Source organism: Spiractinospora alimapuensis, from assembly GCF_018437505.1.
In the GTDB taxonomy this organism is placed as follows: domain Bacteria; phylum Actinomycetota; class Actinomycetes; order Streptosporangiales; family Streptosporangiaceae; genus Spiractinospora; species Spiractinospora alimapuensis.
The window spans coordinates 733,562-758,590 of record NZ_CP072467.1 but is presented as its reverse complement, the minus strand read 5'-3'; the positions used below and the strand labels follow the sequence as shown (position 1 = coordinate 758,590).

Annotated in this window: 25 protein-coding genes and 1 pseudogene; 10 read left to right on the top strand and 16 right to left on the bottom strand. The window is 70.9% G+C overall.

Translation table 11 applies throughout. From position 1 onward, the window contains the following. Positions 1-202: 202 nt before the first annotated feature. Together J4H86_RS03555 and J4H86_RS03550 are read right to left on the bottom strand one after the other, a co-directional pair. Positions 203-1,153: a DsbA family protein gene (locus J4H86_RS03555; RefSeq protein WP_236542022.1), complete on the bottom strand. Its 951-nt coding sequence runs from the start codon at positions 1,151-1,153 to the stop codon at positions 203-205. Continuing rightward, positions 1,150-1,629: a cupin domain-containing protein gene (locus tag J4H86_RS03550; RefSeq protein WP_236542019.1), complete on the bottom strand. Its 480-nt coding sequence runs from the start codon at positions 1,627-1,629 to the stop codon at positions 1,150-1,152. Before J4H86_RS03550 ends, J4H86_RS03555 begins: the two co-directional genes overlap by 4 nt. Positions 1,630-1,719: 90 nt before the next feature. Here J4H86_RS03550 and J4H86_RS03545 point away from each other — a divergent pair, with 90 nt between their 5' ends. After that, positions 1,720-2,808, top strand: a complete 1,089-nt coding sequence (locus J4H86_RS03545; RefSeq protein WP_236542017.1) for an LLM class flavin-dependent oxidoreductase — start codon at positions 1,720-1,722, stop codon at positions 2,806-2,808. An 18-nt stretch (positions 2,809-2,826) separates the two neighbouring features. On the opposite strand, the gene J4H86_RS03540 is transcribed toward J4H86_RS03545, so the two are convergent. Next, on the bottom strand, positions 2,827-3,600 hold the full coding sequence (locus tag J4H86_RS03540; protein WP_236542015.1) for an IclR family transcriptional regulator: 774 nt from the start codon (positions 3,598-3,600) through the stop codon (positions 2,827-2,829). 175 nt (positions 3,601-3,775) lie between these two features. Between J4H86_RS03540 and J4H86_RS03535 the strand changes: the two genes are divergently transcribed. The 3 genes from J4H86_RS03535 to J4H86_RS03525 all read left to right on the top strand — a co-directional run bounded on the left by J4H86_RS03535 (position 3,776) and on the right by J4H86_RS03525 (position 6,624). After that, entirely contained in the window at positions 3,776-4,774 is a 999-nt protein-coding gene (locus J4H86_RS03535; RefSeq protein WP_236542013.1) for an ABC transporter substrate-binding protein, read from the top strand. Between the two features lie 195 nt (positions 4,775-4,969). Beyond that, a complete protein-coding gene (locus tag J4H86_RS03530; RefSeq protein WP_236542012.1) occupies positions 4,970-5,926 on the top strand; it encodes an ABC transporter permease in 957 nt (318 codons plus the stop codon). Continuing rightward, on the top strand, positions 5,899-6,624 hold the full coding sequence (locus tag J4H86_RS03525) for an ABC transporter ATP-binding protein (RefSeq protein ID WP_236542009.1): 726 nt from the start codon (positions 5,899-5,901) through the stop codon (positions 6,622-6,624). The genes J4H86_RS03530 and J4H86_RS03525 overlap by 28 nt, the downstream gene beginning before the upstream one ends. A 336-nt stretch (positions 6,625-6,960) precedes the next feature. On the opposite strand, the gene J4H86_RS03520 is transcribed toward J4H86_RS03525, so the two are convergent. Beyond that, complete coding sequence (locus J4H86_RS03520) at positions 6,961-7,908, bottom strand: serine/threonine dehydratase (protein WP_236542007.1); 948 nt, start codon at positions 7,906-7,908, stop codon at positions 6,961-6,963. Between the two features lie 166 nt (positions 7,909-8,074). Between J4H86_RS03520 and J4H86_RS03515 the strand changes: the two genes are divergently transcribed. Then, positions 8,075-8,992: a LysR family transcriptional regulator gene (locus J4H86_RS03515; protein ID WP_236542006.1), complete on the top strand. Its 918-nt coding sequence runs from the start codon at positions 8,075-8,077 to the stop codon at positions 8,990-8,992. Here J4H86_RS03515 and J4H86_RS03510 read toward each other — a convergent pair. The 4 genes from J4H86_RS03510 to J4H86_RS03495 all read right to left on the bottom strand — a co-directional run bounded on the left by J4H86_RS03510 (position 8,973) and on the right by J4H86_RS03495 (position 12,157). Beyond that, entirely contained in the window at positions 8,973-10,382 is a 1,410-nt protein-coding gene (locus J4H86_RS03510; RefSeq protein WP_236542004.1) for an NAD(P)(+) transhydrogenase (Re/Si-specific) subunit beta, read from the bottom strand. The genes J4H86_RS03515 and J4H86_RS03510 overlap by 20 nt on opposite strands. 232 nt (positions 10,383-10,614) lie before the next feature. Next, complete coding sequence (locus J4H86_RS03505) at positions 10,615-10,959, bottom strand: NAD(P) transhydrogenase subunit alpha (protein WP_236542002.1); 345 nt, start codon at positions 10,957-10,959, stop codon at positions 10,615-10,617. Beyond that, positions 10,956-11,669: a Rossmann-fold NAD(P)-binding domain-containing protein gene (locus tag J4H86_RS03500; protein ID WP_236542000.1), complete on the bottom strand. Its 714-nt coding sequence runs from the start codon at positions 11,667-11,669 to the stop codon at positions 10,956-10,958. The genes J4H86_RS03505 and J4H86_RS03500 overlap by 4 nt, the downstream gene beginning before the upstream one ends. A 20-nt stretch (positions 11,670-11,689) precedes the next feature. Beyond that, positions 11,690-12,157, bottom strand: coding sequence for a Rossmann-fold NAD(P)-binding domain-containing protein (locus J4H86_RS03495; protein WP_236541998.1), 468 nt, complete (start codon positions 12,155-12,157; stop codon positions 11,690-11,692). 472 nt (positions 12,158-12,629) lie between these two features. Here J4H86_RS03495 and J4H86_RS03490 point away from each other — a divergent pair, with 472 nt between their 5' ends. Then, on the top strand, positions 12,630-13,568 hold the full coding sequence (locus J4H86_RS03490; protein WP_236541996.1) for a phosphotransferase: 939 nt from the start codon (positions 12,630-12,632) through the stop codon (positions 13,566-13,568). 21 nt (positions 13,569-13,589) lie between these two features. On the opposite strand, the gene J4H86_RS03485 is transcribed toward J4H86_RS03490, so the two are convergent. The 6 genes from J4H86_RS03485 to erm all read right to left on the bottom strand — a co-directional run bounded on the left by J4H86_RS03485 (position 13,590) and on the right by erm (position 18,555). Continuing rightward, positions 13,590-13,997, bottom strand: coding sequence for a VOC family protein (locus tag J4H86_RS03485; protein ID WP_236541994.1), 408 nt, complete (start codon positions 13,995-13,997; stop codon positions 13,590-13,592). Between the two features lie 129 nt (positions 13,998-14,126). Then, a complete protein-coding gene (locus tag J4H86_RS03480) occupies positions 14,127-14,690 on the bottom strand; it encodes a carboxymuconolactone decarboxylase family protein (RefSeq protein ID WP_236541992.1) in 564 nt (187 codons plus the stop codon). A 43-nt stretch (positions 14,691-14,733) separates the two neighbouring features. Further along, complete coding sequence (locus J4H86_RS03475) at positions 14,734-15,429, bottom strand: HAD family hydrolase (protein WP_236541990.1); 696 nt, start codon at positions 15,427-15,429, stop codon at positions 14,734-14,736. A 103-nt stretch (positions 15,430-15,532) separates the two neighbouring features. Then, entirely contained in the window at positions 15,533-16,375 is an 843-nt protein-coding gene (gene fdhD, locus J4H86_RS03470; protein ID WP_236541989.1) for a formate dehydrogenase accessory sulfurtransferase FdhD, read from the bottom strand. Between the two features lie 517 nt (positions 16,376-16,892). Continuing rightward, positions 16,893-17,615 carry a tyrosine-protein phosphatase gene (locus J4H86_RS03465; protein ID WP_236541987.1) on the bottom strand — a complete coding sequence of 241 codons (723 nt, stop codon included), beginning with the start codon at positions 17,613-17,615 and terminating at the stop codon, positions 16,893-16,895. An 85-nt stretch (positions 17,616-17,700) separates the two neighbouring features. Continuing rightward, positions 17,701-18,555, bottom strand: a complete 855-nt coding sequence (erm, locus tag J4H86_RS03460; RefSeq protein WP_236541985.1) for a 23S ribosomal RNA methyltransferase Erm — start codon at positions 18,553-18,555, stop codon at positions 17,701-17,703. 431 nt (positions 18,556-18,986) lie between these two features. Here erm and lysX point away from each other — a divergent pair, with 431 nt between their 5' ends. Then, entirely contained in the window at positions 18,987-20,477 is a 1,491-nt protein-coding gene (gene lysX, locus J4H86_RS03455) for a bifunctional lysylphosphatidylglycerol synthetase/lysine--tRNA ligase LysX (protein WP_236541984.1), read from the top strand. 161 nt (positions 20,478-20,638) lie between these two features. Here the strand turns inward: lysX and J4H86_RS27570 are convergent. Next, positions 20,639-20,896: pseudogene (locus J4H86_RS27570) on the bottom strand (transketolase); the annotation flags it as partial. A gap of 100 nt (positions 20,897-20,996) precedes the next feature. On the opposite strand from J4H86_RS27570, the gene J4H86_RS03445 reads away from it, so the two are divergent. The 3 genes from J4H86_RS03445 (at position 20,997) to J4H86_RS03435 (ending at position 23,983) form a co-directional block, all read left to right on the top strand. Next, positions 20,997-22,688 carry a glycoside hydrolase family 13 protein gene (locus J4H86_RS03445; protein WP_236541981.1) on the top strand — a complete coding sequence of 564 codons (1,692 nt, stop codon included), beginning with the start codon at positions 20,997-20,999 and terminating at the stop codon, positions 22,686-22,688. Positions 22,689-22,692: 4 nt separating this feature from the next. Next, positions 22,693-23,700, top strand: coding sequence for a LacI family DNA-binding transcriptional regulator (locus J4H86_RS03440; RefSeq protein WP_236541979.1), 1,008 nt, complete (start codon positions 22,693-22,695; stop codon positions 23,698-23,700). 82 nt (positions 23,701-23,782) lie between these two features. Continuing rightward, positions 23,783-23,983 carry a hypothetical protein gene (locus J4H86_RS03435; RefSeq protein ID WP_236541977.1) on the top strand — a complete coding sequence of 67 codons (201 nt, stop codon included), beginning with the start codon at positions 23,783-23,785 and terminating at the stop codon, positions 23,981-23,983. A 20-nt stretch (positions 23,984-24,003) separates the two neighbouring features. Here the strand turns inward: J4H86_RS03435 and J4H86_RS03430 are convergent, their stop codons facing one another. Beyond that, positions 24,004-24,798, bottom strand: a complete 795-nt coding sequence (locus tag J4H86_RS03430; RefSeq protein ID WP_236541976.1) for a tyrosine-protein phosphatase — start codon at positions 24,796-24,798, stop codon at positions 24,004-24,006. Positions 24,799-25,029: the final 231 nt, after the last annotated feature.

The window sequence follows — 25,029 nt, the reverse complement described above, 5'->3', positions numbered from 1 at the left end:
GGGACACAGCGTCTCGAGCGTCCGTCTAGGTCGTGTTTTTTGAACCATTTCGGGCTCGCGACCGCCAGGACGACGTTCGCTGCGTCGATCCTTTCGAACAGCCAACCAGGATGCCCATCACGGATCGCCTTGCGAGCCGCCGCCCTGGACGGCCGCTCCCTCATCCGAAAGCCTTCAAAAAACACTCCCTAGGCGCGAGGGGTCAGGCGGTGGGTGCGGTTCCCCGGCGGGAGTCTGCGTCCGCAGGGGGGCCGTGCTGGGACGGCGCGACCCGCACCCACACCTCTCCCGTGGTTCCGTCCAGGCGTTGTGCCTGCGGTGGGAGTTCCCCGCCGGCGAGGAGGGAGACCTCCGGGGCGGTGAGGGTTCCCGTCTCGGCGAGGAGGGCCGTCACCGACGGAAGCGGTGCCGCCCGCGCGGTGACGCCGGGGAGGAGGTGTTCCAGGGCCGCCTCGTACTCGCGGACCTGGCGGAACCCCGGCACCACGAGTGTGTGTTCGTGGTCCTGGAAGACCAGGGTCGGGAATCCGTAGCGGTGCGTCCCGCCGTCGGGGACGGGGGTGCCGGGGTGGGGCGTCGGCTCGCCGGTTCGCGCCGCGATCTCGGTGTCGGGGTGGACCCGGCGGGTCTCCGCCGCCTCCGCCCGTAGTGTCTCGTGGACCCGTTCGGACTCCATGTCGCGGAGAAGCCGGGGGAGGTCGAGGCCGGGGACCACGCCCAGAGAATTCCGCGCCCGCTCGACGGAGTCCACCGGTGTCCCGTGGAGGAACACCAACTCCCGGAGGCGCCGCAGGACACGCGCGGCGACGCCGGGTCCCTGGGCGCGTGCGGCGATCGCGGCCCGGCCGGCGGGAGCCGTGGAGTGGTGCATCCACCGCAGACGTTCGGTGATGGGAGTCCCCGTGCGATCCGCCACCTCCCGCCACCGGCGCAGGTATCCCGGCGCGGCACCCTCGGGGGTGAACCCGGGATCGGTGCGGGTCGCGTCGGCGATCTGCAGGCCGATGACCTGCCGCCAGTGGACCAGGGCGCTGTAGCGCAGCCGGAGGTAGCGCAACCGCGGCTCGCTCGCCCACGACACCACGCAGCCCGGGTCGGTGTACTCGGTGACGGTGAGCGCAGCTCCGCTCCGGTGGGGTGGGGCCAGGCTCACTGCCCCTCCTGGCCGTCGCAGGAGCCCGCGTCGGCGGGAATGCCCTCGGTTGACCACAGGTCGGGCAGGTTGACCACGATCCCCTCCTGGGTGCTGCGCCCGATCACGACGACCGCCTCCTCGTCGGGGGAGGGGTTCTCCTCCCGATGGGGGACGTAGGGCGGGACGAAGATGTAGTCGCCGGGCCCGGCGTCGATGCGGATCTCCTCGTCGCCGTCGGCGAAGACGAACGAAGGATGCCCGGAGACGACGTAGATCGCGGTCTCCGCCTCGCCGTGGTGGTGGTCCCCGGAGTTGGTCTCCGGCCCGACGTGGGTCTGCCCCATCCAGATCTTGCGGGACCCCACGGTCTTGCCCGAGATGGCCTCGAAGCGGCTCATCCCCGACGTCTGCCCGGTGTCGCCGGTGACGGCGTTGGCCGGGACGTGTTCGAGTCGCGAGTGCCACACGTGGTCTCCGTGCGTCGGTGAGGTCACACCCAACTCCTTAAATCGACTATGTTGACCATGTTAGTAGGGATTATTACATTGTGGGCTTGAGTCAGCGCAATATGGGATGAGGTTCGTATGGTTGAGTTCATCGGCATGATCCGCACGGCCGACCAGTCCGAGATCCGGGAGCGTCGCGGTCCCCTGGTCGATCGTGACTACACCCGCCGCTTCGCCCAGGCGCACGAGCGGGCCGGCTTCGACCGGGTGCTCATCGGTTACCACTCCTGGGACGCCGACGGCTTCGCCGTCGCCGCGGACGCGGCCGCGCACACCGAACGCCTGGGCTACCTCATCGCCCACCGGCCCGGCTTCGTCGCGCCCACCGTGTGGGCGCGCAAGATCGCCACCCTCGACCAGTTCACCGCGGGGCGGATCGCCGTCCACATCATCAGCGGCGCCAGCGACGCGGAGCAGCGCCGCGACGGCGACCACACCGACAAGGTCACCCGCTACCGTCGCACCGACGAGTACCTCGACGTCGTCAAGCGGACCTGGACGGCCCGCGAGCCCTTCGACCACGACGGCGAGTTCTACTCCATCCGGGGCGCGCTCTCCCACGTGCTGCCCCATACCCAGCCACGCGTCCCCATCTACTTCGGCGGCTCCTCCGCCGACGCCTATCGGGTGGGCGGGCGCCACGCCGACGTCTACGCCCTGTGGGGCGAGCCGCTCAAGGAGACGGCGGAGCAGATCGCCGCCGTGCGGGCCGCGGGGGTCGAGGCCGGCCGCGATCCGGACTCGATCGGGATCTCGGTGTCGTTCCGTCCGATCCTCGCCCCGACCGACGAGGAGGCGTGGGATCGAGCGCGGTCGATCCTGGCCACCATCGAGGCGGGACAGGCGCCCGTCCCCAACGGCGTGCCCTACGTCGGCGGGACCAGCGTTGGATCCCGGCGCCAGTTGGAGGCGGCCGACCGGGGTGAGGTGCACGACCGGGCCCTGTGGACCGCGACGGCGCGTGCGACCGGCGCGGCCGGCAACTCCACGGCGCTGGTGGGCAGTCCGGAGACGGTGGCCGCCGCGCTCGCCGACTACGTGGACATCGGGGTCACCACCATCCTCATCCGTGGCTACGAACCACTGGAGGACGTGGAGGTCTACGGCGAGGAGCTGCTGCCACGGGTACGCGCGGAGGTGGCCCGGCGGCGCGCCGTGGGGGTGTGACCGGGAGGCCCGGGTGGGTCAGCCGCCGGTGGCCAACGTGGACAGCTCACGCGCCGTCGAGGTGACCGCCTCCGCGAGCTCCTCCAGCCGGTCGTCGGCGAACCGAACCGTGGGGACCTGCAGCGCGACCGCCGCGAACGCGTCGCCGTTGTGGTCGCGGACGGGTGCGGCGATCGCCCGCACGCCCAGGACGCGCTCCTGATCGCTGGTCGCGTACCCCCGTGCGCGTACCCGGGCCAGCTCCGCGTCGAGTCCCGCGCGGGAGGTGATGGTGGTGTCGGTGTAGCGGGTGTAGGGCTCCGTGCCGGCGAGGGCCGGGTCGCCGAACGCCAGCAGGGCCTTGCCCATCGAGCACACGTGGATCGGGTTGCGCGATCCGGGCCGCTGGTCGTAACGCAGCGGCTCGGGGGAGGGGAGCTGGACCAGGATGGCGATTTCGTCCCCGGACCGCACGCCCAGGGTCACCGACTCCCCGGTGGTGTCGCGCAGCCGCTCCAGGGCGGGCTGCATCACGGTCGTGCCGAGCCGCTCCAGCGCGATCCGGCCCAGGACAGCCACCGTGACGCCGAGGTGGTAGCTCTCGGTGGTCGCGTCCCGGCCCAGGAGTCCGGTCTCCTGGAGGGCGCGCATGAGCCGGTGCGCGGTACTGACCGTGAGATCGAGTCGCTGGGCCACCTGGGTGGCGGTGAGCGTCGGCTCGTGCTCGAAGCAGCGCAGGATCGCGATGGCGCGATCCACCGACTGTGTTCCCGAGCGGTGGCGGGCCACCGGTTGTGAGTCGTCGATGGTCATCTCCCCAGTCTCGCGCGGTCGGCGACCTCGTGCGCCAGCGTGTCGCCGCTCACTCATTCATCCACAATATTGACCGGTTTAGTAGGGATTACTATATTGCGGGATTAGTCGCTTGCAGTGTGGGATGCACTGCATGTCCCGTGTCCTCCCGACCACACTCGCCAGGAGCGAAACGATGCCCCTCCACACCAGGCCCAAGATCGTGGCGTCCGCCATCGCCGTATTGATCGCGGCCTCCGCCTGTGGCGGGCCCGCCGAGTCCGTGGCCGACGACCTCTCCCAGGTGTCCCTGCGCGTGGGCGACCAGACGGGAAACACCCAGGCACTCCTGGAGGAGGCTGGTCTCCTCGACGACGTTCCCTACGAGATCGAGTGGTCGGAGTACGCCGCGGCCGTCAACCTGCACGAGGCGCTCATGGCCGGCGCGATCGACATCGGCGGCGCGGCCGACGCCCCGACGGTGAGCGCGATCGCCGGCGGCTCCTGGATCCAGGTCTTCGCGGCCTGGTCGAACAACGGCAAGGGCACCGCGCTCGTCGTGCCCGAGGACAGTTCCGCGGAGTCCCTTGCCGACCTCGCCGGGGGAGAGGTCTCCCCCTCCACCCGCGGCAGCATCGCCCACTTCCTGCTCCTACGGGCCGTCGACGAGGAGGGCCTCGAACCGGACTCCGTCGAGCCGACGTTCCTCGCCCCGGTCGACGCGGGCGCGGCGTTCTCCGCCGGCGAGCTCGACGCCTGGGCCACCTGGAACGTTTACCTCGCCCGCGCGCAGGGCGAACAGGGAGCACGGGTCCTGGTCGACGGCGAGGACCTGCTGCCCGGCCTCTACCTCCTCAGCGCCACCGACGACGCGTTGGACGACCCACTGCTGGTTGAGGCGATGGCCGACTACTCCGCACGCGTCGACGCCGGATACGCCTGGGGCCGGGACAACCCCGAGGAGTTCGTCGAGTTCTACGCCGACTTCGCCGGCCAGAGCGTCGACGTCGCCGAGCGCGTCGCGGACTCCAACACCGACTACCACCGCATCGGGGTCGACACCGACCTCGCCGAGTCCCTCGAGGACACCTACGCCACCTGGGTCGACGGGGACGTCCTGCCCGACCGCGACCTGGACCTCGCCGAGTACGTCGCGGAGGAGGCGCCGGCGGCGGACGACGGCGCGGCCGACTGACCCGCTCGGGCCCACGCGGCGCCGGGCGCCGCACCTCCTGAGCCCGCTCGACCCCAACGACACCACCCGACGCGCCTCTGAGGGCCGCCCGCCCAGGCGCGGCCACGAAGCGACCGCGAGGAAGCACACGATGCGTACGCCACCGATCGGGTTCCGTCCCGACCGGACGGCCGGGACTCCCGCCGGGGGAGCCCGGTGAACCGGAAATCCCTGTCCAAGGAAACCGACCCGACCTCCGTCCCGCACGACCGCGCGTCCGGGACAGCCGCCACCGACACGAGGTCAGGCGACCAGCACGAATCACCCGCCCACGAACCGGGCCCGCCCCAGACTCCGGAGACCGACGCTCCGGCCGTCGAGCAGCTGCGCAGCGTGGCCGAGACACGCCGTCGTGTCCCCCGATGGCTGGTCAAGACGCTCAGCCCGTTGGGACTCCTCCTCCTGTGGCAGCTCGCCAGCGTCGTGGGTTGGTTGCCCGCCGACGTGCTCGCCGGGCCCACCGTCATCGCGACCACGGCGAGGGACCTGGCCGCGACGGGCGAACTCCAGGACGCGGTGGTCACCTCCCTGCTGCGGGTCCTCGCCGGCCTCGCCCTGGGCGCGCTCACCGCCGTCGTGCTCGCCACCCTCGCCGGGTTGTTCCGCCTCGGCGAGGATCTCATCGACGCGCCCGTGCAGATGCTGCGCACCGTTCCCACCATCGGCCTGATCCCGCTGCTCATCATCTGGTTCGGAATCGGTGAGGAGCCCAAGATCGCGCTCATCGCGCTCACCGTCACCTTCCCGCTGTACATGAACATCTACGGCGGGATCCGCAACGTCGACGCCAGCCTCATCGAGGCGGGACGCACCCTGGGACTGGGCTGGTTCGGCACCGTGCGCCACATCGTCCTGCCCGGCGCGATGCCCAGCGCGCTGGTCGGGCTCCGGTTCTCCCTCGGCTCGGCCTGGTTGGCGCTGGTCTTCGGCGAGACCATCAACGCCACCTCCGGCATCGGATACCTGATGAACAACGCCAGGGAGTTCTTCCAGACCGACGTCATCGTCGTCTGCCTCACCCTGTACGCCCTGCTCGGCCTGTTGGCCGACCACATCGTCCGACTCCTGGAGAGGGTGCTGCTCGCATGGCGTCCGGCATTCAGCGGAAACTGACCTACCCGGTGATCGACGTACGGGGCCTCACCCGCGCCTTCGACCAACGCGCCGTCATCGACCGCCTCGACCTGACCGTCGAGGCCGGAGAGTTCGTCGCCCTGCTCGGCGCCAGCGGCTGCGGCAAGTCCACACTGCTCCGAGTCCTCGCCGACCTGGACCGCGACATCGAGGGGGACGTCACCGTCGCCCGCCGGCGCGCCGTCGGATTCCAGAACCCACGCCTCGTGCCGTGGAAGCGCGTGTGGCGCAACGTCGTCCTGGGCCTGCCAGGCCGGCCGGATCGCGCCCGCGCCGAGCGTGCCCTGGCGGAGGTCGGCCTGGGGCACCGAACCGACGTGTGGCCCAAGGTGCTCTCGGGCGGAGAGGCCCAGCGCGCCGCCCTCGCCCGCGCCCTCGTGCGTGACCCCGACCTCCTGCTCCTCGACGAACCGTTCTCCGCCCTGGACGCCCTGACCCGCATCACCGCCCAGGACCTGGTCGCCGAACTCTGGCAACGCCACGGATGCGCCGTCGTACTGGTCACCCACGACGTGGAGGAGGCCGTGCTCCTCGCCGACCGTGTCCTCGTCATGCGCGACGGCACCATCGGCGACGACGTCCCCGTCCCCCTCGACCGCCCCAGGGACCGAGCCACCCCCGACTTCGTCGCCCTGCGCGCCCGACTCCTCTCCCTGCTGGGGGTGGACACCCACTAGCACCGCACCGGCTGGCAGTGACGTGGCCACGCACGGGTTAGAGATGGATTCGACACGCGTGCAGACAAGAGGAGGCTGCGGACACCTGTTGAACCGGCTGCTCCCCGGATGCGGCCGGACGAAAGGGCAGGCCCCAAGGTGACGGACCGGCGACGGAACAGGGGGCGCACCGTGGGGAGGTCGGTTCCGACACCGAAGTGCGGGCCCCATGGCCGCCCGATTCGCACCGACGGGTGGGAGTGGGGCGGCTCGGCGTCGGGGGGCGAACTGACAGAAGGAGGGCCCGCGGCGTCGCGCCCTCGCGTGCCGCGGACCTCCTCAGCGCACCCGCGGCCCCTACTTCGTGCCCGAGGCCGGGTCGGTGGGAGTCCAGGTGCTGTTGGCGCCGCACATCACCAGGCAAGGGAGGTCCCCGGGGACGGTTCCGGCGAGCCAGGCGGCGAAGGGCGCGGCGGCCGCGGGTTCGACGGCGATCCGGAACTCCTCCCACAGGCGGTTGCGGGCGGAGATGATCTCGGAGTCGGCCACCAGTACCGAACGCGGCGGGCGTGAGCGCAGGACCGCGAAGGGGGTCTCCCCGACGCGGGTCGCGCCCAGAGCGGAGGAGGCGACCGAGTCGACCGGGCTGTCGACCGGGTGCCCGGCGGCCAGCGCGGCGTGCAGGCTCTGGCAGCCCTCGGGTTCGACCCCGGTGATCGTGAGGTGCGGCGCCCCCGCGGTGATGCCGGCGATGAGCCCCGCCCCGCCGACCGCGGCGGCGATCCCGTCACACTCCGGGACGTCCTGGACGATCTCGGCGGCCACCGTGCCCTGACCGGAGACGACGTCCGGGTCGTCGTAGGCGTGAACGTAGGGCGCGTCCACGGCGACGGCGCGGTCCCGAGCCGCGGCGGCGGCCTGCGCGTAGTGATCACCCACGCGCACCAGCGCCGCCCCACTGGATTCCAGCCGGGCCGCCTTGGCCTCCGGCACCGACTCCGGCACGTACACCTCGGCGCGGATCCCCAGCAGCGCGGCGGCCGTGGCCACGGCGAGACCGTGGTTCCCACCGGATGCCGTGACGACCAGGTCCGGCAGACCGCGCCGGTCCCGCATGGCCAACAGCGCGTTGAGCGCCCCTCGGATCTTGAACGCCCCGGTGAGCTGCAGGTGCTCCAGCTTGAACAGAACGTCCCGGCCCTCCAGTCGCGCACGCAACACGGGGGTGCGGCGGATGTGCTCGGAGACGCGGTGCTGGGCCGCGGGGACGTCGATGTGGGCCAGGTCGGGCGCGTTGACGGTCATAGGCCCACTCTGCCGCACCTCGGCGTTAAGCTGAAGTTGCGATTGCTAAGCCACGTGAAGTGTCTCTTAACAGCTTTCTCAGGGCTGTCTTCACGCTGACGTCGTCGACCACCCCCATCGGTGAGGTGCCCAACGCTGCCCGAGAGCGGGCGAGAGGGGAGGGGCCGTGGACGCGAACCGGTTGCGGGTGTTCGTGGAGATCGCCCGAGCGGGCTCGGTGACGGCCGCCGCGCGGCGGCTGTCCTTCACCCCGCCCGCAGTGTCCCAGCAGTTGGCCAAGCTGGAGCAGGAAGCGGGGTGTGTCCTCGTGGAACGCGGCCGGGGCGTGTTCCGCCTGACGTCGGCCGGCCAAGTCCTGCTCGAGCGCGCCGAACGGGTGTTGGGCGAACTGCGCGACGCGCGGTCGGCGGTGCGAGAGGAGGCCGGGGCCGCGACCCGCCGGCTGGCGATGGGCGCGTTCGCGAGCGCCGCCAAGACCCTCGTTCCCGCCGCGCTCGCCACCTTCACCGCCGCGCACCCCCAGGTCCGCCTCGCGCTGCAGGACATCGAACCACCTCAGGGCTACGACCTGGTGACGTCCGCCGACCTCGACCTCCTCATCACCCACCGCTACCCGGGCACCCCCCTGCCCGCGGCGTCGGGACTCCGGCGCGAGCCCCTCCTGGTCGACCCACTGCTGGTGGTCCTGCCCGAGGACCACCCCGCGGCCGACACCAATCAGGTGTCCCTCGCTGACCTGGCCGAGGACGAATGGATCTGCGGCGCACCGGGGGTCTTCAACCGGGTCACCCTGGAGGACGCCGCCGACGCGGCCGGCGTGCGCCTCAGCGTCGCGTTCGAGACGGCCGACTACGAGGTCACCCTCGCCCTGGTCCGCGCCGGCTTGGGGGTGAGCCTCATCCCCGAGACGGTGCTGCGCGAGTCACCGTCCGTCGGCTGGGTCGCCCGGCCCCTCGAGGGGCCGGGCCTGGAACGCGAGATCTACGCGGTGCGTCGACCACGCCCACCCCAGCAGGTCCTGGAGATGGTCGCGATCCTGCGCCGTTCGGCCCGGCGGGCCGAACTCACCGCACGAACGTCTTGACCGCCGCGCCCAACTGCGACAGGGCCGTCGCGGCGTCGGCGAGGAACATGTGCGTACGTGGGTTCGTGTACAGCTCGTTGTCGATCCCGGCGTAGCCCGACCCCAGCGAACGCTTGATGACGATCACCGTCTCGGCCTGGTCCACGTCGAGGATCGGCATCCCGGAGATCGGGCTCCCCGGGTTGCGCGCCGCGGGGTTGGTGACGTCGTTGGCGCCCACCACCAGCGCGACGTCGGCGCGAGGGAACTCCGGGTTGACCTCGTCCATCTCCTTCATCTGCTCGTAGGGCACCTTCGCCTCCGCCAGGAGCACGTTCATGTGCCCGGGCATGCGGCCGGCGACCGGATGGATGGCGTAGGTGACGTGCACCCCGCCCTCCTCCAGGAGTCCCGCGAGCTCCCGGAGTTCGTGCTGGGCCTGGGCCGCGGCGAGACCGTAGCCCGGGACGATGATGACGCGGTTGGCGTAGGCGAGGCGGATCGCGGCGTCGTCCGCCGCGATCGTCTGCACCTGGCCGGCGTCACCGGTGGGCAGTGCCTGGGTATCGCCGGTACCGAATCCGCCGGCGACGATAGCGGTGAGGGGACGGTTCATCGCGTCGGCCATCAGCTTGGTGAGGATGCTGCCCGAGGCTCCCACGAGGGCTCCGGCGATGATGAGCATCTCGTTGGCCAGGACGAAGCCCGCCATGGCGACGGCGAGTCCCGTAGCGGCGTTGAGCAGGGACACCACGACCGGCATGTCCGCCCCGCCGATGGGCAGCACGAACAGCACGCCCAACACCAGCGCCGCCACGGTGATCAGGAACAGCACTCCGGGGCTGGGGGCGCCCGCGACGAGGAACCCACCGGCCACGAGTATCCCGATGGCGAGCGCCGCGTTCACCCACGTGTGGCCCGGGAACGCGATGGGCGAGCCGGAGATCCAGCCCTGCAGCTTGCCGGCCGCCACCAGCGACCCCGAGAACGCGACCGCGCCGATCAGTACGTCCAGGAACACCGCCACGGCGGTCGCGGCGTAACCGGCCTCGTCCCCGGTGAGGTGGAGGAAGTGGTCGATGCCCACCACCGCGGCGGCACCGCCACCAACGGCGTTGAACAGGCTGACGAGCTGCGGCATCGCCGTCATCGGGACCGAGCGCGCCCAGTAGAGTCCGGCGAGACTCCCCGTCGCCGCACCCACGGCGAGGACGATCCACCCGGTGATGGTCACCGTCCCCTCGGCGACCAGCAGGATGAGCGTGGCCGCGACCGCGGCCGTCATCCCCGCGGCGGCGAACGCGTTGCCGCGTTTCGCGCTGGCCGGGGAGTTCATCAGGTGCAGTCCCATGACGAAACTGGTGGCCGCGGCCAGATAGACCAACCGGATCACGACCTCGGCGACGGTCATCGCGACACCTCCGCGGAAGTCCCCGCCCTGCGGCGGGGAGGGTAACGAACGTCCCGCGCGGCGGGACCGGTGGCGGGGACGCGCCCGCCGCGCTGGTGGGAGGTTTCGTTCCGCCGGACGCACTGACCGTCCCGGACGGCGACGCGACACCCCGCCTGGTGACGCGGCGCCGCGTCAACGCCGTGCCGAACGCCCGTGGCCCCGACCGGTGGGGCCGGGCCGGAGCCGGGCGTCACGAGCGGCCCTCCTCGACGTGGTCGGCCTGGTCGGCCGCGCTGTCGGGCACCGCGCGGACCTGGGGCCTGCGGAACATGGCGAGCATGCGCCCGGTCACGGCGTAGCCGCCCACGACGTTGGCGGAGGCGAACACCGCCGCGAGGAACAACAGCACGTAGCCGACGACGGTGTCAGCGGTGAGAGCGATGATCATCGCCCCGACGAGGATGACGCCGTGGATCGCGTTGGCCGCCGACATCAGAGGGGTGTGCAGGGTGGCCGGCACCTTGCTGATGACCTCGAATCCGACGAGGAGCGCCAGCACGAAGATCGTCAGGTCGGTGAGGAGCTGAGTGGTCACGACACCTCCCGTGTCTCGTCGTCCGGCGTCGCGTCGGGAGGCGGCGCGGGCGGTGAACCGGTGGGATCCCGTACCTCCCCGTCGTGCGTGAGGGTGATCGCGCCGGTGATCTCGTCGCTGAGGTCCACCGTGAGCGTTCCGTCCCGCACGAGATGTCCTAGTAGTGCGCTCATGTTGCGGGCGTAGGCGTCGGAGGAAGCTCGGGGCACTGTGGCCGGCAGGTTCGGCGCGGCGATCACGGTCACCCCTTCGTCGGTCGTGGTCGTGGTCATCGCCTCGCCGCCGACCACGAGTCCCTCGACGTTTCCGCCGAGCGGTCCCGCGGCCGCGTCGACCACCACGGCACCGGGCCGCAGCCGCTCGACCGCGGAGCGGGGAAGCAACACCGGAGGCCGCGTCCCCGGGGTCTGGGCGGCCGTGACCACCACGTCGAACCGGGCCACCGACTCGACCAGGGCGTCCTGCTGTGCCTGGCGTTCGTCGTCGGTGAGGGCCCGCGCGTAGCCACCGGCGCCGACGGCGGAGTCCACCCCGGGCAGCTTCAACACCGACGCTCCCAACGACGCGATCTCCTCCCGCGCCGCGGGGCGCACGTCGTAGGCGGTGAGCTGCGCGCCGAGCCGCCGCGCCGTCGCGATGGCCTGCAGGCCGGCCACCCCAGCGCCCAGGACCAGCATCTGCGCGGGACGGGCGACGCCGGCCGCGGTCATCAACAGTGGGAAGTACCGGTCTAGGCGTTGGCCGCGACGAGGGCGGCCTTGTAGCCGGCGACATTCGCCTGGGAGCTCAGGGCGTCCATCGCCTGGGCACGACTGAGCTGACGGGGAAGCCGCTCAAGGCTGATCATCGTGGTCCGGTTGGCCGCGACGTCGGTCAGGAGGTCGGGGTCGGCCCGCATCCCATGTAGTGCGATCACCGTCGTGCCGGCGGACAGCTTGCGGAGGAACTCCGCCTCCGGTCGGTACACGCAGAGCAGGACGTCGCAGCTCGCAGCGAGTTCGTCGCCGGGAACCACGGCGGCGCCGGCCTTGGTGTAGTCGTGATCGGAGTAGCGGGCGCCCACACCCGCACCGGTCTCCACCGCCACGCGCGCACCCGTGGCGCGCAGCGTCTCGATGGTCTCGGGAACCAAGGAAACCCGCTGCTCGCCGGGCCGGTGCTCCTTGATGACGCCGACGGTCAGTTCACCTTCCGCCATACCCGACACTCCTTTGCCGTGGCGCGCGCCTCTCGCTGGGCTTCCTACCCCGCGGGCGGCCCCGATTGTCGCTCAGCGCACCACGGAATGGCAATGGGCCCACGCGACGACCGGCGGGAAACGGTCCCTGATTTCTTACGTGTTTGCGGGCATGGTCGCGGCGATGACGGCCTATTCGGCGCAAGTGGGCTCGAAACGACCGGACGACCGCTTGAGTGTGCCGCCAGCGCCCTTACTCCATCCAACTCCAAGAACAGGCCCCTGCCCTGCGACCTATGAGGTCCAGCGCCGCAGAGGCCCAACCGAAGCGGCCACGTGGAGGGCCACGCGGAGCGTGATTCATTCCGGGAATTCGCGCCTTCGCTACGCCGCCTTCCGTGGATCTCAGGGAAATGATCGCCCCACCGGACAAACGCTCTCGGGTCTCTTTGGGTCGTTTCCGTTCGGAACGGCGCGTGGCACAATTCGCGGTGTGGCGACCGGAACGCTGCCCACCTGGCTCACCGAGTGGTGTGTGCGAAATGTTGGCGTGAAGCCGGCACGTGTCCTGTTCGAGCCGCGCCGAATGTCGACGGTGTGGGGCCTGCGCTTGGCCGACGGGCGCGAGGTCGTGGTCAAGGCGCGCGAGGACGGCGGACGGGTGGTGTCGTGCGTCGCCGCGCAGGACCGACTGGCGCGGAACGGGTTCCCCTGTCCCCGGCCCCTGACGCCGGCGCTCCGCGTCGGGTCCCTGACCGTACATGCCGAGGAGTCACACCCCGGTGGCGAGCTGCTGTCCGGTGACTCCCCGGATGTCGTCGGCCGCTACGCCGGTGTCTTCGCCTGGCTGATGGCCGAACTGGCGCGGACGGGGGACGAGCGAGGGGAGGCGGACGTGCTCCCACTGCCGAACCCGCGTTGGGTGCGTTGGGACCACTCCGGCCCGGGTCTGTGGCCGGCGGTGGAGGAGCTCGACGCCCGTGACCAAACGCGGGTTCCCGGGCACGTCACCCACGCGGCCGAACGCGCACGCGCGCGGTTGTTGGCCAGTGACCTTCCCCGAGTCCTGGGGCACGCCGACTTCGAGGCGCAGAATCTTCGCTGGCACGGCGATGACGCCTTGGTGGTGCACGACTGGGACAGTCTGGCCTGGCAGCCCGAGGCCGCTCTGGTGGGTGCGGCGAGCGGAACGTTCACCAGCGCCTCGCCGCCGACGTTGGCCTCCGTCGACGCGTCGGAGGAGTTCCTGCGGGTCTACCAGGAGCGGCGCGGGCGTGCCTTCGACACCGAGGAGTCGCGGGTCGCGTGGGCGGCGAGCCTGTGGCCGGCGGCCCACAACGCTCGCTGGGAGGCCCTGCACGGCGCCAGCCCGATCTGCGCTACCGCCGTGCGCGAGCAGGCCGAGGAACGACTGCGCCGGGCCGGCGTCTAGCTCCGGCCCGGCACCGCACCGTCAGCCGCGTCCGCTGATCTGCTGGACGGCCCAGGCGTTGCCGTCGGGGTCCTGGAAGTAGCAGAACCCGACGTTGTCCAGGGGGTCGCCTCCCGGGACCGGGTTCTCTCCGAGGACCTGTACCTCACTGACGTCGACGCCGCGCCCCGACAGCTCGGCCCGCGCCGCGCGGACGTCGGACACGACCAACTGCAGCCCCTTGAGTGAACCGGGTGGCATGTCCGGTACGGCGCCGCGGCCGATCACGATCGAGCAGCCCGATCCCGGTGGGGTCAGTTGGCACACGCGGGTGTTCTCGTCGATCACGGTGTCGTGGTCGACGGAGAACCCCACCCGGTCGGCGTAGAAGTCCTTCGCGGCGTCGACGTCGGAGACGGGGACGACGACGACTTCCAGGCTCCAGTTCACAGCACCTCCAGTGCGTTGGTCCATGTGCGACCAATCAGACCACGTTGGGGCACGAAAATCATCGCGATTAGGACAAAAGTTCGGCTTTCGTGGCACGAGTTTCGTCGGCCCACGAAAGTCCTCCGCGGGCTACCCCTCCACGCCGAACACGTGCATCTGTAGTGCCAGGGTGCCGTAGTAGCCCACGAGTGTGGTGACCTCGAACAGGCGCTCCCTGCCGAGCGACGCGACGAGTTCGGCGTACTCCTCGTCGTCGAGGGTCCGCTTGTCCAGCATGAGGCGGGTGGCGCGCAGCGCCTCGACCTCCTCGGGGTCGGTGAGGGACGTGGGCGTCCCGCCGGCGGCGACGGTGGTCATCTCCTCGGCGGTCAACCCGACGTGCGCTCCCACCGCCTCGTGCGCGGTCCGTTCGAATGAGCTGTCCCACGCGGCGGCCACCAGGAGGATCACCAGTTCCCGGCTCCGGTCACTGAGCTTCCCCGAGAACCGGAGCGCGCCGCCCAGGCGCTGCAGCGGGCCGCCGAGCGCCGGGTTGAGCAGCATCGCGTTGAACGGGCCCTCCAAGCCACCCTCGGCGTCGGTGAGCGCGAACAGCCGGGGGCCCCGCGCGCGGGGCCCACCCGCGATCTCCTCGTACACCTCGCGTTGGGGCGCGTCGAGTTCCTCGGGGCGCAGTTTGGGAATGCGGGACAACGGGTGTCCTTTCGGGGGTGAGGAGCGGTGCTGCGAGAGTGTCTCAGGCCCAGGAGTCTAGGACAGCGGCGAGTTCGGCCAGCTCCTGGATGGTCGCGTCCGGGACGCCCTGGGTGTGCCCGCCCTGCTCCGGGGGGATCACACTGTGCGGGATGTGGACCGCCCGCATGCCGAGTTGCTGGGGTCCCCACACATCCTCGAAGAGACGGTCCCCCACGTAGACGCAGGACTGTGGCCGTGTCACTCCGATCGCGGCCATGCCGGCCCGGAACGCCTCCGCGTGTGGCTTGTTCCACGGGATCTCACTGGTGAACACCGAGCCGTCGAACGAGTCCAGGACGCCGTCGCGGCGCAGCCACCCCTCGTGCCACTCTCGGGGCCAGGGCGTGTTGGACAGGATCCCCACGGACAGGCCTCGTTCACGCAGGGCGGCGAGCATCCCTGGGACCTGCGGGTCGGTGAAGGTCGCGTGTTCCCACTCCTCGCGCAGCGTGTCCAGGGCGGCGGTACTGAGGGGAATCCCCGCCTCCCGGAAGACGTCCTCCTGGGTGAAGGCGTGGAACTCCGCCTTGGACCGCTGCCACAGTGCGCCGTCCGCCGTGGCGAGTCGCCCGCCCAGTTCCTCGGCCCGGTCGGGGTCGACGCGGCGCGCGGCCTCGACCCAGATCCTCCTGGTGTCCACGGTGAGCCACGGGGTGAGTGTGCCGCCCCAGTCGAACAGCACGGCTTCCACGGTCATGAGAATCTCCCGTCGTTGGTGGCGCTCATGAACGTACTACGTAATACTTCCGTGGTGCACGCGGGTTTTCCCGCACGCACCGTGGGCCCGTCCGGACTGGTGGTCAGCCGACGGGAGCCGTCTCCAACGCGACCCGCTCGGCTCCCGCGTACACGTTCATCGACGCCCCCCGCAGGAATCCGACGAGGGTCAGTCCGGTTTCCTGGGCGAGGTCGACAGCCAGCGACGAGGGCGCCGACACCGCGGTCAGGGCCGGAATCCCCGCCATCACCGCCTTCTGTACCAGTTCGAAGGAGGCACGGCCCGACACCATGAGCGCCGTCTCCCGCAACGGCAGCCGCCCCTCGCGCGCCGCCCACCCGACGAGTTTGTCGACGGCGTTGTGCCGACCCACGTCCTCCCGGGTGACCAGGAGTTCTCCGTCGCTGGTGAACAACCCCGCGCCGTGCAGCGCTCCCGTGCGGTCGAACACCCGCTGCGCGGCCCGCAGTGCGTCGGGCAGCGCACTGAGCGTCTCCGGGGTGAACCGTGCCGGGTCCTCGGCGACCGACCACGGCGCGATGGTGCGCACCGCGTCCAGGCTCGCCTTCCCACACAGTCCGCAGGAGGACGTCGTGTAGAAGTTGCGTTCCAGGGTCGCCTCGGGTTCGGGGACGCCGGGGGCCAGCGCCACGTCCAGGACGTTGTAGGTGTTGTATCCGTCCTCGGTCGCGCCGGCGCAGTAGCGGATGGCCGCGATGTCGGACTCGCGGGACACCACGCCCTCGCTCACCAGGAAGCCCACGGCGAGGTCGAAGTCGTTGCCGGGCGTGCGCATGGTCACGGTGAGCGCCCGCCCGTTGAGGCGGATCTCCAGCGGCTCCTCCACCACCAGCGTGTCGACGCGGGTGTCGGGAACCCCGTCCCTGATCCGCAGCACCTTGCCGCGTGTGGTGACCCTTCCCATGACGTCTCCTAAACTCGGTGCCTCTCCGGACGTTCCGCGCGTGCCCACCTCGGTGTCGGGGTGGTCGACGCCGAGCGTCCTCTCCCGCCGAGGTTGCCATACGCCGCTGGTCGCCCGGTGGAGTGGTGGCCGTGGTGATCGTGTCGCTCCCGCACGGCGGACGTGCCGTACGTCCCGTTCCACAGTACGTGTCGAAAGACGTCGTGAGTAGACTGCGCGGCCCGCTCGAACGAGAAAATCTACGACGTAAAGGTGTCCCGATAGATCAAGGTCCAATGACCCCACGTGAGGGACGGAGCGCAGCCCGGGGCGCCCAGCCTGTACGTCGCTCCGGTCGGGGCCTCCGCGGGGTCACTCCGGTCGCCGGAAAAGTGGGGGCGTGGTCGCCCCGACCGAGGCGTGTCGGAGGGGTGGAAGTGACCGTCCCCGTCGGGTCCGGGCCGGGCAACGGGTCGCGTGGCGGGGAGCGGGGGTGGCCCTGGCCGCAGGGGAGACCCGCGGCCTGGGGGCCTCGGGACTAGGACAACAGTCGGCTTCGCAGTCGGCGCAGCGTCGCCGGCTCCAGCCCCGCCCGCTGCAGGGCCTTGGGCATCGCCCCCGGTGCCCCGGTCACGGCCGTGAGGAACAGGGCCATGGTCTCCGCCGGGGCGCGTAGCCCGTGCGCCACGGCTGGCTCGCGTCCGGCCGCGGCGTGGACCGGTGCCATCCTGCGGTCGACTCCCGGCATCGCGGCCTCCGTCCGCGCGTAGTCGGCGATGATCGCCGCGCGGCTGACGGCCAGCGCCGACAGCACCATCGCGGCGACGATGCCGGTACGGTCCTTGCCGGCCGAGCAGTGAAAGGCCACCGCGCCGCGCGCCGTGGCGATGACACTGAGGGCCGTCGCCACCTCGACCGCGGCGTGGTTGAGCATCCGCTGGTAGTCCGCTGACATCTCCTCCGGCTGCCGAGGGCCCGGGGGCGGCGGGGGAGTGGGGCCGGCGGTCAACGGCAGGTGGTGGTAGGCGATGCGACGGCGGGCCAACGGACCGCGGCCGGTGTGGGCCGACTCCTCGGCCGAACGCAGGTCGATGACGTGGGTGACGTCGCGCGAGGCCAGTTCGTCGACGAAGTCGGGGGTGGCGACCGACAGGTCGTCGGTGCGGTACACGAGCCCGGGGTTCACGACCCCGAACGGGGTGCGGTGCCCGCCGAGGTCGCGGAGGTTGACGGGCCGGCTCAGGTGGGTCTGGGTACGCATGGCTGCTCCAGTTCGTCGAGGACAGCGAATTGCGCAGCCAGACCTACCCGAGACCCTGGGAGCGTTCCGAGCCGGCCCTCCCTCCTCAGCCGTGGGCGCGCAAGCTGGTGAACAGCGTGACCCACTGGGTGGGGGAGACGAACCCCACGGCGGTTCCTCGCGCCACGCCCGCCGTCGTGAGCGCGCGACGCACGGCACGGGTGGAGTGGTCGCGGGAGAGGCTCGCCTCCAGGGAGCCACCGGCGCCGGTGAAGCCGAGCCGTACCAGCGCCTCGTAGTCGCGGGCGTGCTCGGCGGCCACCAGCGGTTGCTCCCGCCGCCGGATGAGCAGGACCGCGGAGTCGACCCGAGGGGCGGGACGGAACGCCCGAGGGGCGACTCGTCCCGTCGCGGCCAGTTCGAACCTCGGCCAGGCCAGGACACTGAGTTGGGTCCACCGTCCGTAGGCACCAGTGTGTTTCTGGGTGAACTCACGTTGGGTGAGCAGCGTGGCGGCGGTCAGGTGCCGGGCGCGGAGGCACCACCGGACGATGTCGGTGGATCGGTTGTAGGGGATGTTGCCCACGACCGCGAACGGTGTGCTGGGCGCGCGCGAGTGGAGGAAGTCGCCGCGAACACACGTGACGTTGTCGAGTCCACGCACCGACTCCCGCAGCGGGGCGATGAGCCGTGGGTCGATCTCGTAGGCCACCAGCTCGCGGGTGGCGCGCGCGAGGGACCGGGTCAACGCCCCGTGGCCCGCGCCCACCTCCACGACGAGGTCCGGCGGGTCACCCACGGCGCGCAGCACCATCCGGCGGGCCGCGGGGTCGACGAGGAAGTTCTGCCCCAGGCGCGGGTCGGGACGCACACCCGGGAGGCGTGGCGACGGAGTGCGCGGTGGGGTGGCGGAGCGGTGAGCGGCGGTGTGACGGGCACGCGGCGTCGAACGTCGAGCCATGACGGTCCTTTCGCCCCTGCGTGGGTTCCATCCACGACAGGGCGGTCAGGACAGGCCGACATCTGGCCACGGTGCGTCGAGCACGAGACACGGGAGTTGCGGGCCTGTCCGAGGTGACGGGAAGAACCTCGGTGGCCCTGGAGGCGAAGAAAGGACGCGGCGGGGCGCGATCAGAGTCCGCTCACGCGCGAGACCGCGCGTTCGTGATGGGGATCAGGCGCCGGCGGCATCCTGGCGTACCAGGGCCACGCGCCGCGCACGGAGCCTGCGCCCCATGAAGGAGACGCACGACGTGGCGGCGACGGCGCCGCTCACGATTGCCTGGATACCCATGGGGGCGATCATACCGGTTCTCGGGCGTGGTCCGCACCAGGGGGCGGTGACCGTCGCCGTGGCGCCCACGGGGTGCGCGTCTCGTTACACTCATTGCCATGTCCGACCGCGATACCTATGCCGAGCTGCCCGAACAAATGCGCGTCCGCCGGGAGAAACTGGACCGGATGCGTGGGGAGGGCGTCGACCCCTACCCGGTCAGTGTCGAGCGGTCGGCACCCGTCAAAGACGTGCGTGAGCGCTTCCCCGATCTCCCGGCGGATCACGCCACCGGTGAGCGGGTCTCGCTGGCCGGGCGGGTCGTGCTCTACCGCACCGGCGGCAAGCTGTGCTTCGCCACCATCCGGGACGCCTCGGGGCAGATCCAGGTCATGATGAGCCTGGACCGCCTGGGCGAGGAGTCGCTGGCGGCGTGGAAGTCCGACGTGGACCTCGGGGACCAGGTCGCCGTGCGCGGCGAGGTGATCACCTCCCGCCGTGGCGAGCTGAGCATTCTGGCCGACTCCTGGACCCTGGCGGCGAAGAGTCTGCGGCCGCTGCCGGAGAAGCACAAGGGCCTGACCGACCCCGAGGCCCGGGTACGGCACCGCTACGTCGACCTCATCTCCAACACTGACGCGCGGGACATGGTGTATCGACGGGCGGACGTGGTGCGTTCCGTGCGGGACACCCTGCAGGGGCGGGGCTTCGTGGAGGTGGAGACGCCGATGCTGCACCAGGTGCACGGCGGCGCCACCGCCCGGCCGTTCACCACCCACATCAACGCCTACGACCTGGACCTGTTCCTGCGGATCGCGCCCGAGCTGTACCTCAAGCGGCTCGTCGTCGGAGGCGTGGAGAAGGTCTTCGAGATCAACCGCAACTTCCGCAACGAGGGCGCGGACTCGACCCACAATCCCGAGTTCACGATGCTGGAGTTCTACGAGGCCTACAGCGACTACGACGACGTCGCCGAACTGACCCAGACGCTGATCCAGGACGCCGCGCGCGCCCTGTTCGGCCGGGCGGTGGTCCCTTACGGGGACTCCGAGATCGACCTGGAGGGCGACTGGCCGTCGGTGACTCTCTACGGGTCGGTCTCCGACGCGCTCGGCGAGGACGTCACCCCCCGCACCAGCGTGGAGCAGCTCCGCAAGTACGCCGAGGGCCGCGACATCGCGGTCGATCCGGCGTGGGGGCCCGGCAAGGTCGTGGAACACCTCTTCGAGGAGCTGGTCGAGCACCACCTGGTGCAGCCCACCTTCGTCCGTGACTTCCCGGTCGAGACCAGCCCGCTCACCCGCCAGCACCGCCACGACCCCCTGCTGACGGAGAAGTGGGACCTCATCGGCTTCGGAATGGAGCTGGGCACCGGCTACTCCGAGCTGACCGATCCGGTGGAGCAGCGCCGTCGCCTCACCGAGCAGTCCCTGCTGGCCGCCGGTGGGGACCAGGAGGCCATGCAGTTGGACGAGGACTTCCTGACCGCCTTGGAGTACGCGATGCCCCCGACCGGCGGCGTCGGTGTCGGAATCGACCGCCTCCTCATGGCCTTCACCGGCAAGAACATCCGGGAGACCATCCTCTTCCCACTCGTCAAGCCCACCTGAGCCCAACCGTTCGACGCCCCGGCCGCACCCACCACCGGTGGGCGTGACCGGGGCGTCTTCGTGTGCCCAGCCCCACGGTGAAGCCACGACGGCCAGCTCCCGCGCGTTCCCGCCGCCCCGTTGCAGAAGTCCGCCCTCGCGGCCGTGGCGACCCCCTCGGATCTCGTGGGTCCCAGCGTCGCGGTGATCTCGTGGGCGGAGGTGCCGGCGCGGTCGAAGGGGCGCACGGTTGAGGTGTACAGGACCGTCACGTCCAACTCCCGCGTCGCGGTGAGGACCCGGTCGAGCATCGGCCCCACCGCCACCACCACACCCGCGCTGTGCGCCGAACCCTCCCGCACCGTGACCAGGTTCGGCCCCCAGGAGTGGGACACGGCGTCGCCCCGCGAGGACAACCGGACGTAGACCCGTTCCGCACCTCACGACAAGGCCCACACCCCTAGCTGAAACTGGATTTCATGTCTTGAGAATTTTTGCTATCGTCGGCGCAGGCTCGGAAACAACCATGTCTGGGGGGCCATGAACACCAGCGACCTGACCAGCGTCGTCGCCAATCGACCCGACTCTTCGCCTCACCGGGGGGAGTGGCCCCACACGGAGGGATGGTGGCGTACCGCCGTCATCTACGAGGTGTACATCCGCTCCTTCGCCGACGGCAACGGAGACGGAACCGGCGATCTCGCGGGCGTCCGGTCGCGGCTGGGCCACCTCGCCGACCTAGGGGTGGACGCGTTGTGGATCACCCCCTTCTACCCCTCGCCCCTCGCCGACGGCGGCTACGACGTGGCCGACTACCGTGACATCGCGCCGGAGTTCGGCGACCTGGCCGAGTTCGACGCCCTGCTGGCCGACGCCCACGCGCACGGCCTGCGGGTGATCATCGACATCGTGCCCAACCACACCTCCGACCAGCACCCGTGGTTCCGAGACGCACGGGCCGCGGCGCCCGGGGACCCCGCGCGCGAGCGTTACGTCTTCCGACCGGGACGCGGTGCGAACGGCGAGGAGCCCCCCAACAACTGGGAGTCGGTGTTCGGCGGTCCGGCGTGGTCCCGCGTGACCGACGCGGACGGCGAACCGGAGGAGTGGTACCTGCACCTGTTCGCCCCCGAGCAGCCCGACCTCAACTGGCGCAACCCCGAGGTCCGCGCGGAGTTCGCCGACGTCCTGCACTTCTGGCTTCGGCGCGGGGTCGACGGCATCCGGGTGGACGTCGCTCATGGGCTCTTCAAGGCCGAGGGGCTGCCCGACACCGGTCGCACCCGTTCGGGGATGCTCGACAGCGCCGCGCAGCCCTACTGGGACCAGGACGAGGTCCACGAGGTGTACCGGGAGTGGCGCGAGATCCTGGACTCCTACGGTGACGACGCCCGCGGCGAGCGCATCGGTGTCGTGGAGGCGTGGGTGCCGAGTCTCGACCGGGCCGTGCGCTACGTCCGGCCCGGCGAACTCCACCAGTCGTTCAACTTCGAGTTCCTGGTCACCGACTACTGTGCGGCGGCGTTCCAGCGTGTCATCGACGCGACCCTCACCACCTTCGGAGAGGTCGGGGCTCCGCCCGCGTGGGTGTTGTCCAACCACGACGTCGTTCGGCACGTCACCCGCTACGGCGGCGGGGTACTCGGTCGCGCGCGAGCGCGGGTGGCGACCCTCGTCATGCTGGCGCTCCCTGGGGCCGCCTACCTCTATCAGGGGGAGGAGCTCGGTTTGGAGGAGGTGACCGACCTGCCCGAGGAGGCGCTGCGCGACCCCCGCTGGCACCGCTCCGGGTACACCGAACGGGGCCGCGACGGATGCCGTGTCCCGATGCCCTGGTCCGGGGGCGCGGCCCCCTTCGGGTTCGGGGAGGGGGAGCCGTGGCTGCCGATGCCGCGCCACTGGGCCGACCACACCGTCGCCCGGCAGCGGACCGACACCGACTCCACCCTGCGCCTGTACCGCGACGCGCTGCGCCTGCGTCGCCAGTTCGCACCCGGGGACACCCTGAGCTGGTTGGACGCACCCCAGGGCGTCCTCGCCTTCACTACGAACGGTGGCTTGGTGTGTACGGCCAACATGGGCGACGACCCCGCCGAGATCCCCACACCGGGCCTGTTCCTCCTCGCCAGCCGGGAGGTCTCCGTGGGCGTCACGACCACCACGCTTCCCCCCAACACCGCCGTCTGGTGGCGTGCTGCGACCACGACCGACCCCGCGGGCGCTGGACAATAGGCGGATGAGCATCAAACTCGCCGAGATCGCGACGCACGCCGGGGTGAGTATCGCGACGGTCAGCCGGGTCCTCAACGACAAGTCGGGTGTGTCCACGGCGAAACGCCAGGCGGTCCTCACCGCGCTCGACGTGTTGGGCTACGAACGCCCGCAGACCCTGCGTGCGAGCAAGGCCGGTCTCATCGGCCTGATCCTTCCCGAGCTCAGCAATCCGGTGTTCCCCTACTTCGCGCAGTACATCGAGTCCGCGCTGATGCCGCGGGGCTACGCGTGCGTGTTGTGCACGCACGAGGCGGGTGGGGTTCCGGAGGACGACTACACCGAGCTCCTGCTGGACCGCGGGGTCTCGGGGATCCTCTTCGTCTACGGGATGCACGCCGACACGCGCGCCGACACCGCGCGCTACCAGCGTCTCATCGACCAGGGACTGCCCATCGTGCTGGTCAGCCCGATGGTCCCGGGCGTCGAGGCGCCCTTCGTGTCGGCCGACGAGGAACTGTCGATGGAACTCGCGGTGCGCCACCTCGCCTCCCTGGGGCACCGTCGGATCGGGATCGCCCTGGGCCAGGAGCGGTTCTCACCGGTGATCCGCAAACGGGACGGTTTCCTGCGCACCATGCGGGCCCTGGGCCTGCAGCAGGACCCCGAGTCCCTGGTCCACCACACCCTGCACACCCTCGAGGGTGGACACGCCGCGGCCACGAAGCTCCTGGACGGCGGATGCACCGCGATCTGCTGTGCCAACGACACCATGGCCGTCGGTGCGATCCGGGCCGCGCGGGAGCGGGGACTGCGGGTTCCCGAGGACGTGTCGGTGGTCGGCTACGACGACTCCCCGCTGATGCCCTACATCGACCCGCCGCTCACCACCATCCGCCAACCGCTGAAGGAGATGAGTCAGGCCGCGGTCGCGCAGTTGCTGGACCTCATCGACGGAGCGGAGAGCGAACGCGGTGAGCTGCGGTTCCGTCCCGAGCTCGTCGTCCGCTCCAGTACCGGACCGGTCGGATGAACACCGCGTGACCGGTGTGAGGCTGGGTATACCTGCCCGAGAGCCGGTGGTCAGGCCCGCCGGCGGAGTGTTGGGAGGCCGTATGCCGACCCGTGGAAGCGACAAACACTCCCCCCGGGTGGACGACGAGTTGGAGCACGAGACCGAGGCGCTGCGGCGAGCCGCGCGGAGCCCTCGGGCACAGGAGGAGCGGGAGGTCGAGCCGATCGTCACCGACGAGGGGATCCCCGCCACCCCGGACGCCACACCGATCGAGGACGAGGAGAACACGACCGGCCCCTGACGGCGGGGTGGGCGGTCCCGCTACGCGCCGTCGATCAACCGGTCCCGTAGTCGCTGTTCGACGGCGGGGGAGAGGCCGGCCGCGCGCACCGGTCCCAGGACGTGCCCGTGGCGCTCGGTCAGAATGCGCTGGTAGGCGGTCATCGTCGCCGCGAACGGACGAACCACGGGGCTGTCCGGGGGTAGCGGCGGCTGGCCGGCGTACCGGGGAGCGTGCACGGCCTGGACGAGTTCGACGATCCGCGCGTTGACCGCGGTCAGCACCTGGTCGGTGCGCGCGTAGTCGGCCGAGATGTCGGCGACGGGGACGTCCAACGCGCTCAGGATCAGCGCGGCGAGGATTCCCGTGCGGTCCTTGCCCGCCGCGCAGTGGAACACGACCCCGCCCTCGGCGCTCGCCACGAGGGACAGCGCCATCGCCCACCGTGGGGCGGCGAGCTCGGTGAACCGCGCGTAGGAGGCGCCCATCTCCTCGGTGGACCGGGCGGGGCCGCGGTTGGACGGCGCGAGGTCGTCGGCCACGGGGATGTGGTGGTAGGTCACCGACGCCGTCGCCAACGGTCCACGGCCGGTGAAGGACAGTTCTTCGGCGCCCCGCAGGTCGATCACGTGCGCGATCCGGTGCTCACTCACCATCGACTCGGTGAACTCCGCGGGCGCGGTGGCCAGGTCGTCACTGCGGAAGACGAGGCCGCGGCGCACCGATCCCAGGGGGGAGCGCAGACCACCGAGGTCGCGGAAGTTCTCCGGGGTGCTCAACCGCGCTGTACTCGTCTCGTCCGGGGCGGAATCAGGAGACCGGAAGAGGGCCGTCACCGTTTGTCAACTCCCTGAGCTCGTGTTGTTCCGCCTGAAACGCTACCACGCGGGTCCGCACGCCGTCTGACGCGGTTTGCGGGCCCGAAGTGTTGCACCGCTCCGTTGGTTTTCGCTGTTCATGGCTTTGCTCTCCGCCTCGCTTTGGCTGGGACGAACGGGAACGAACGCAAAGGCATTTCATGAACTGAAATGTTTTGCTAGATTCGGCGCATCCCTTCCTGTGTGATG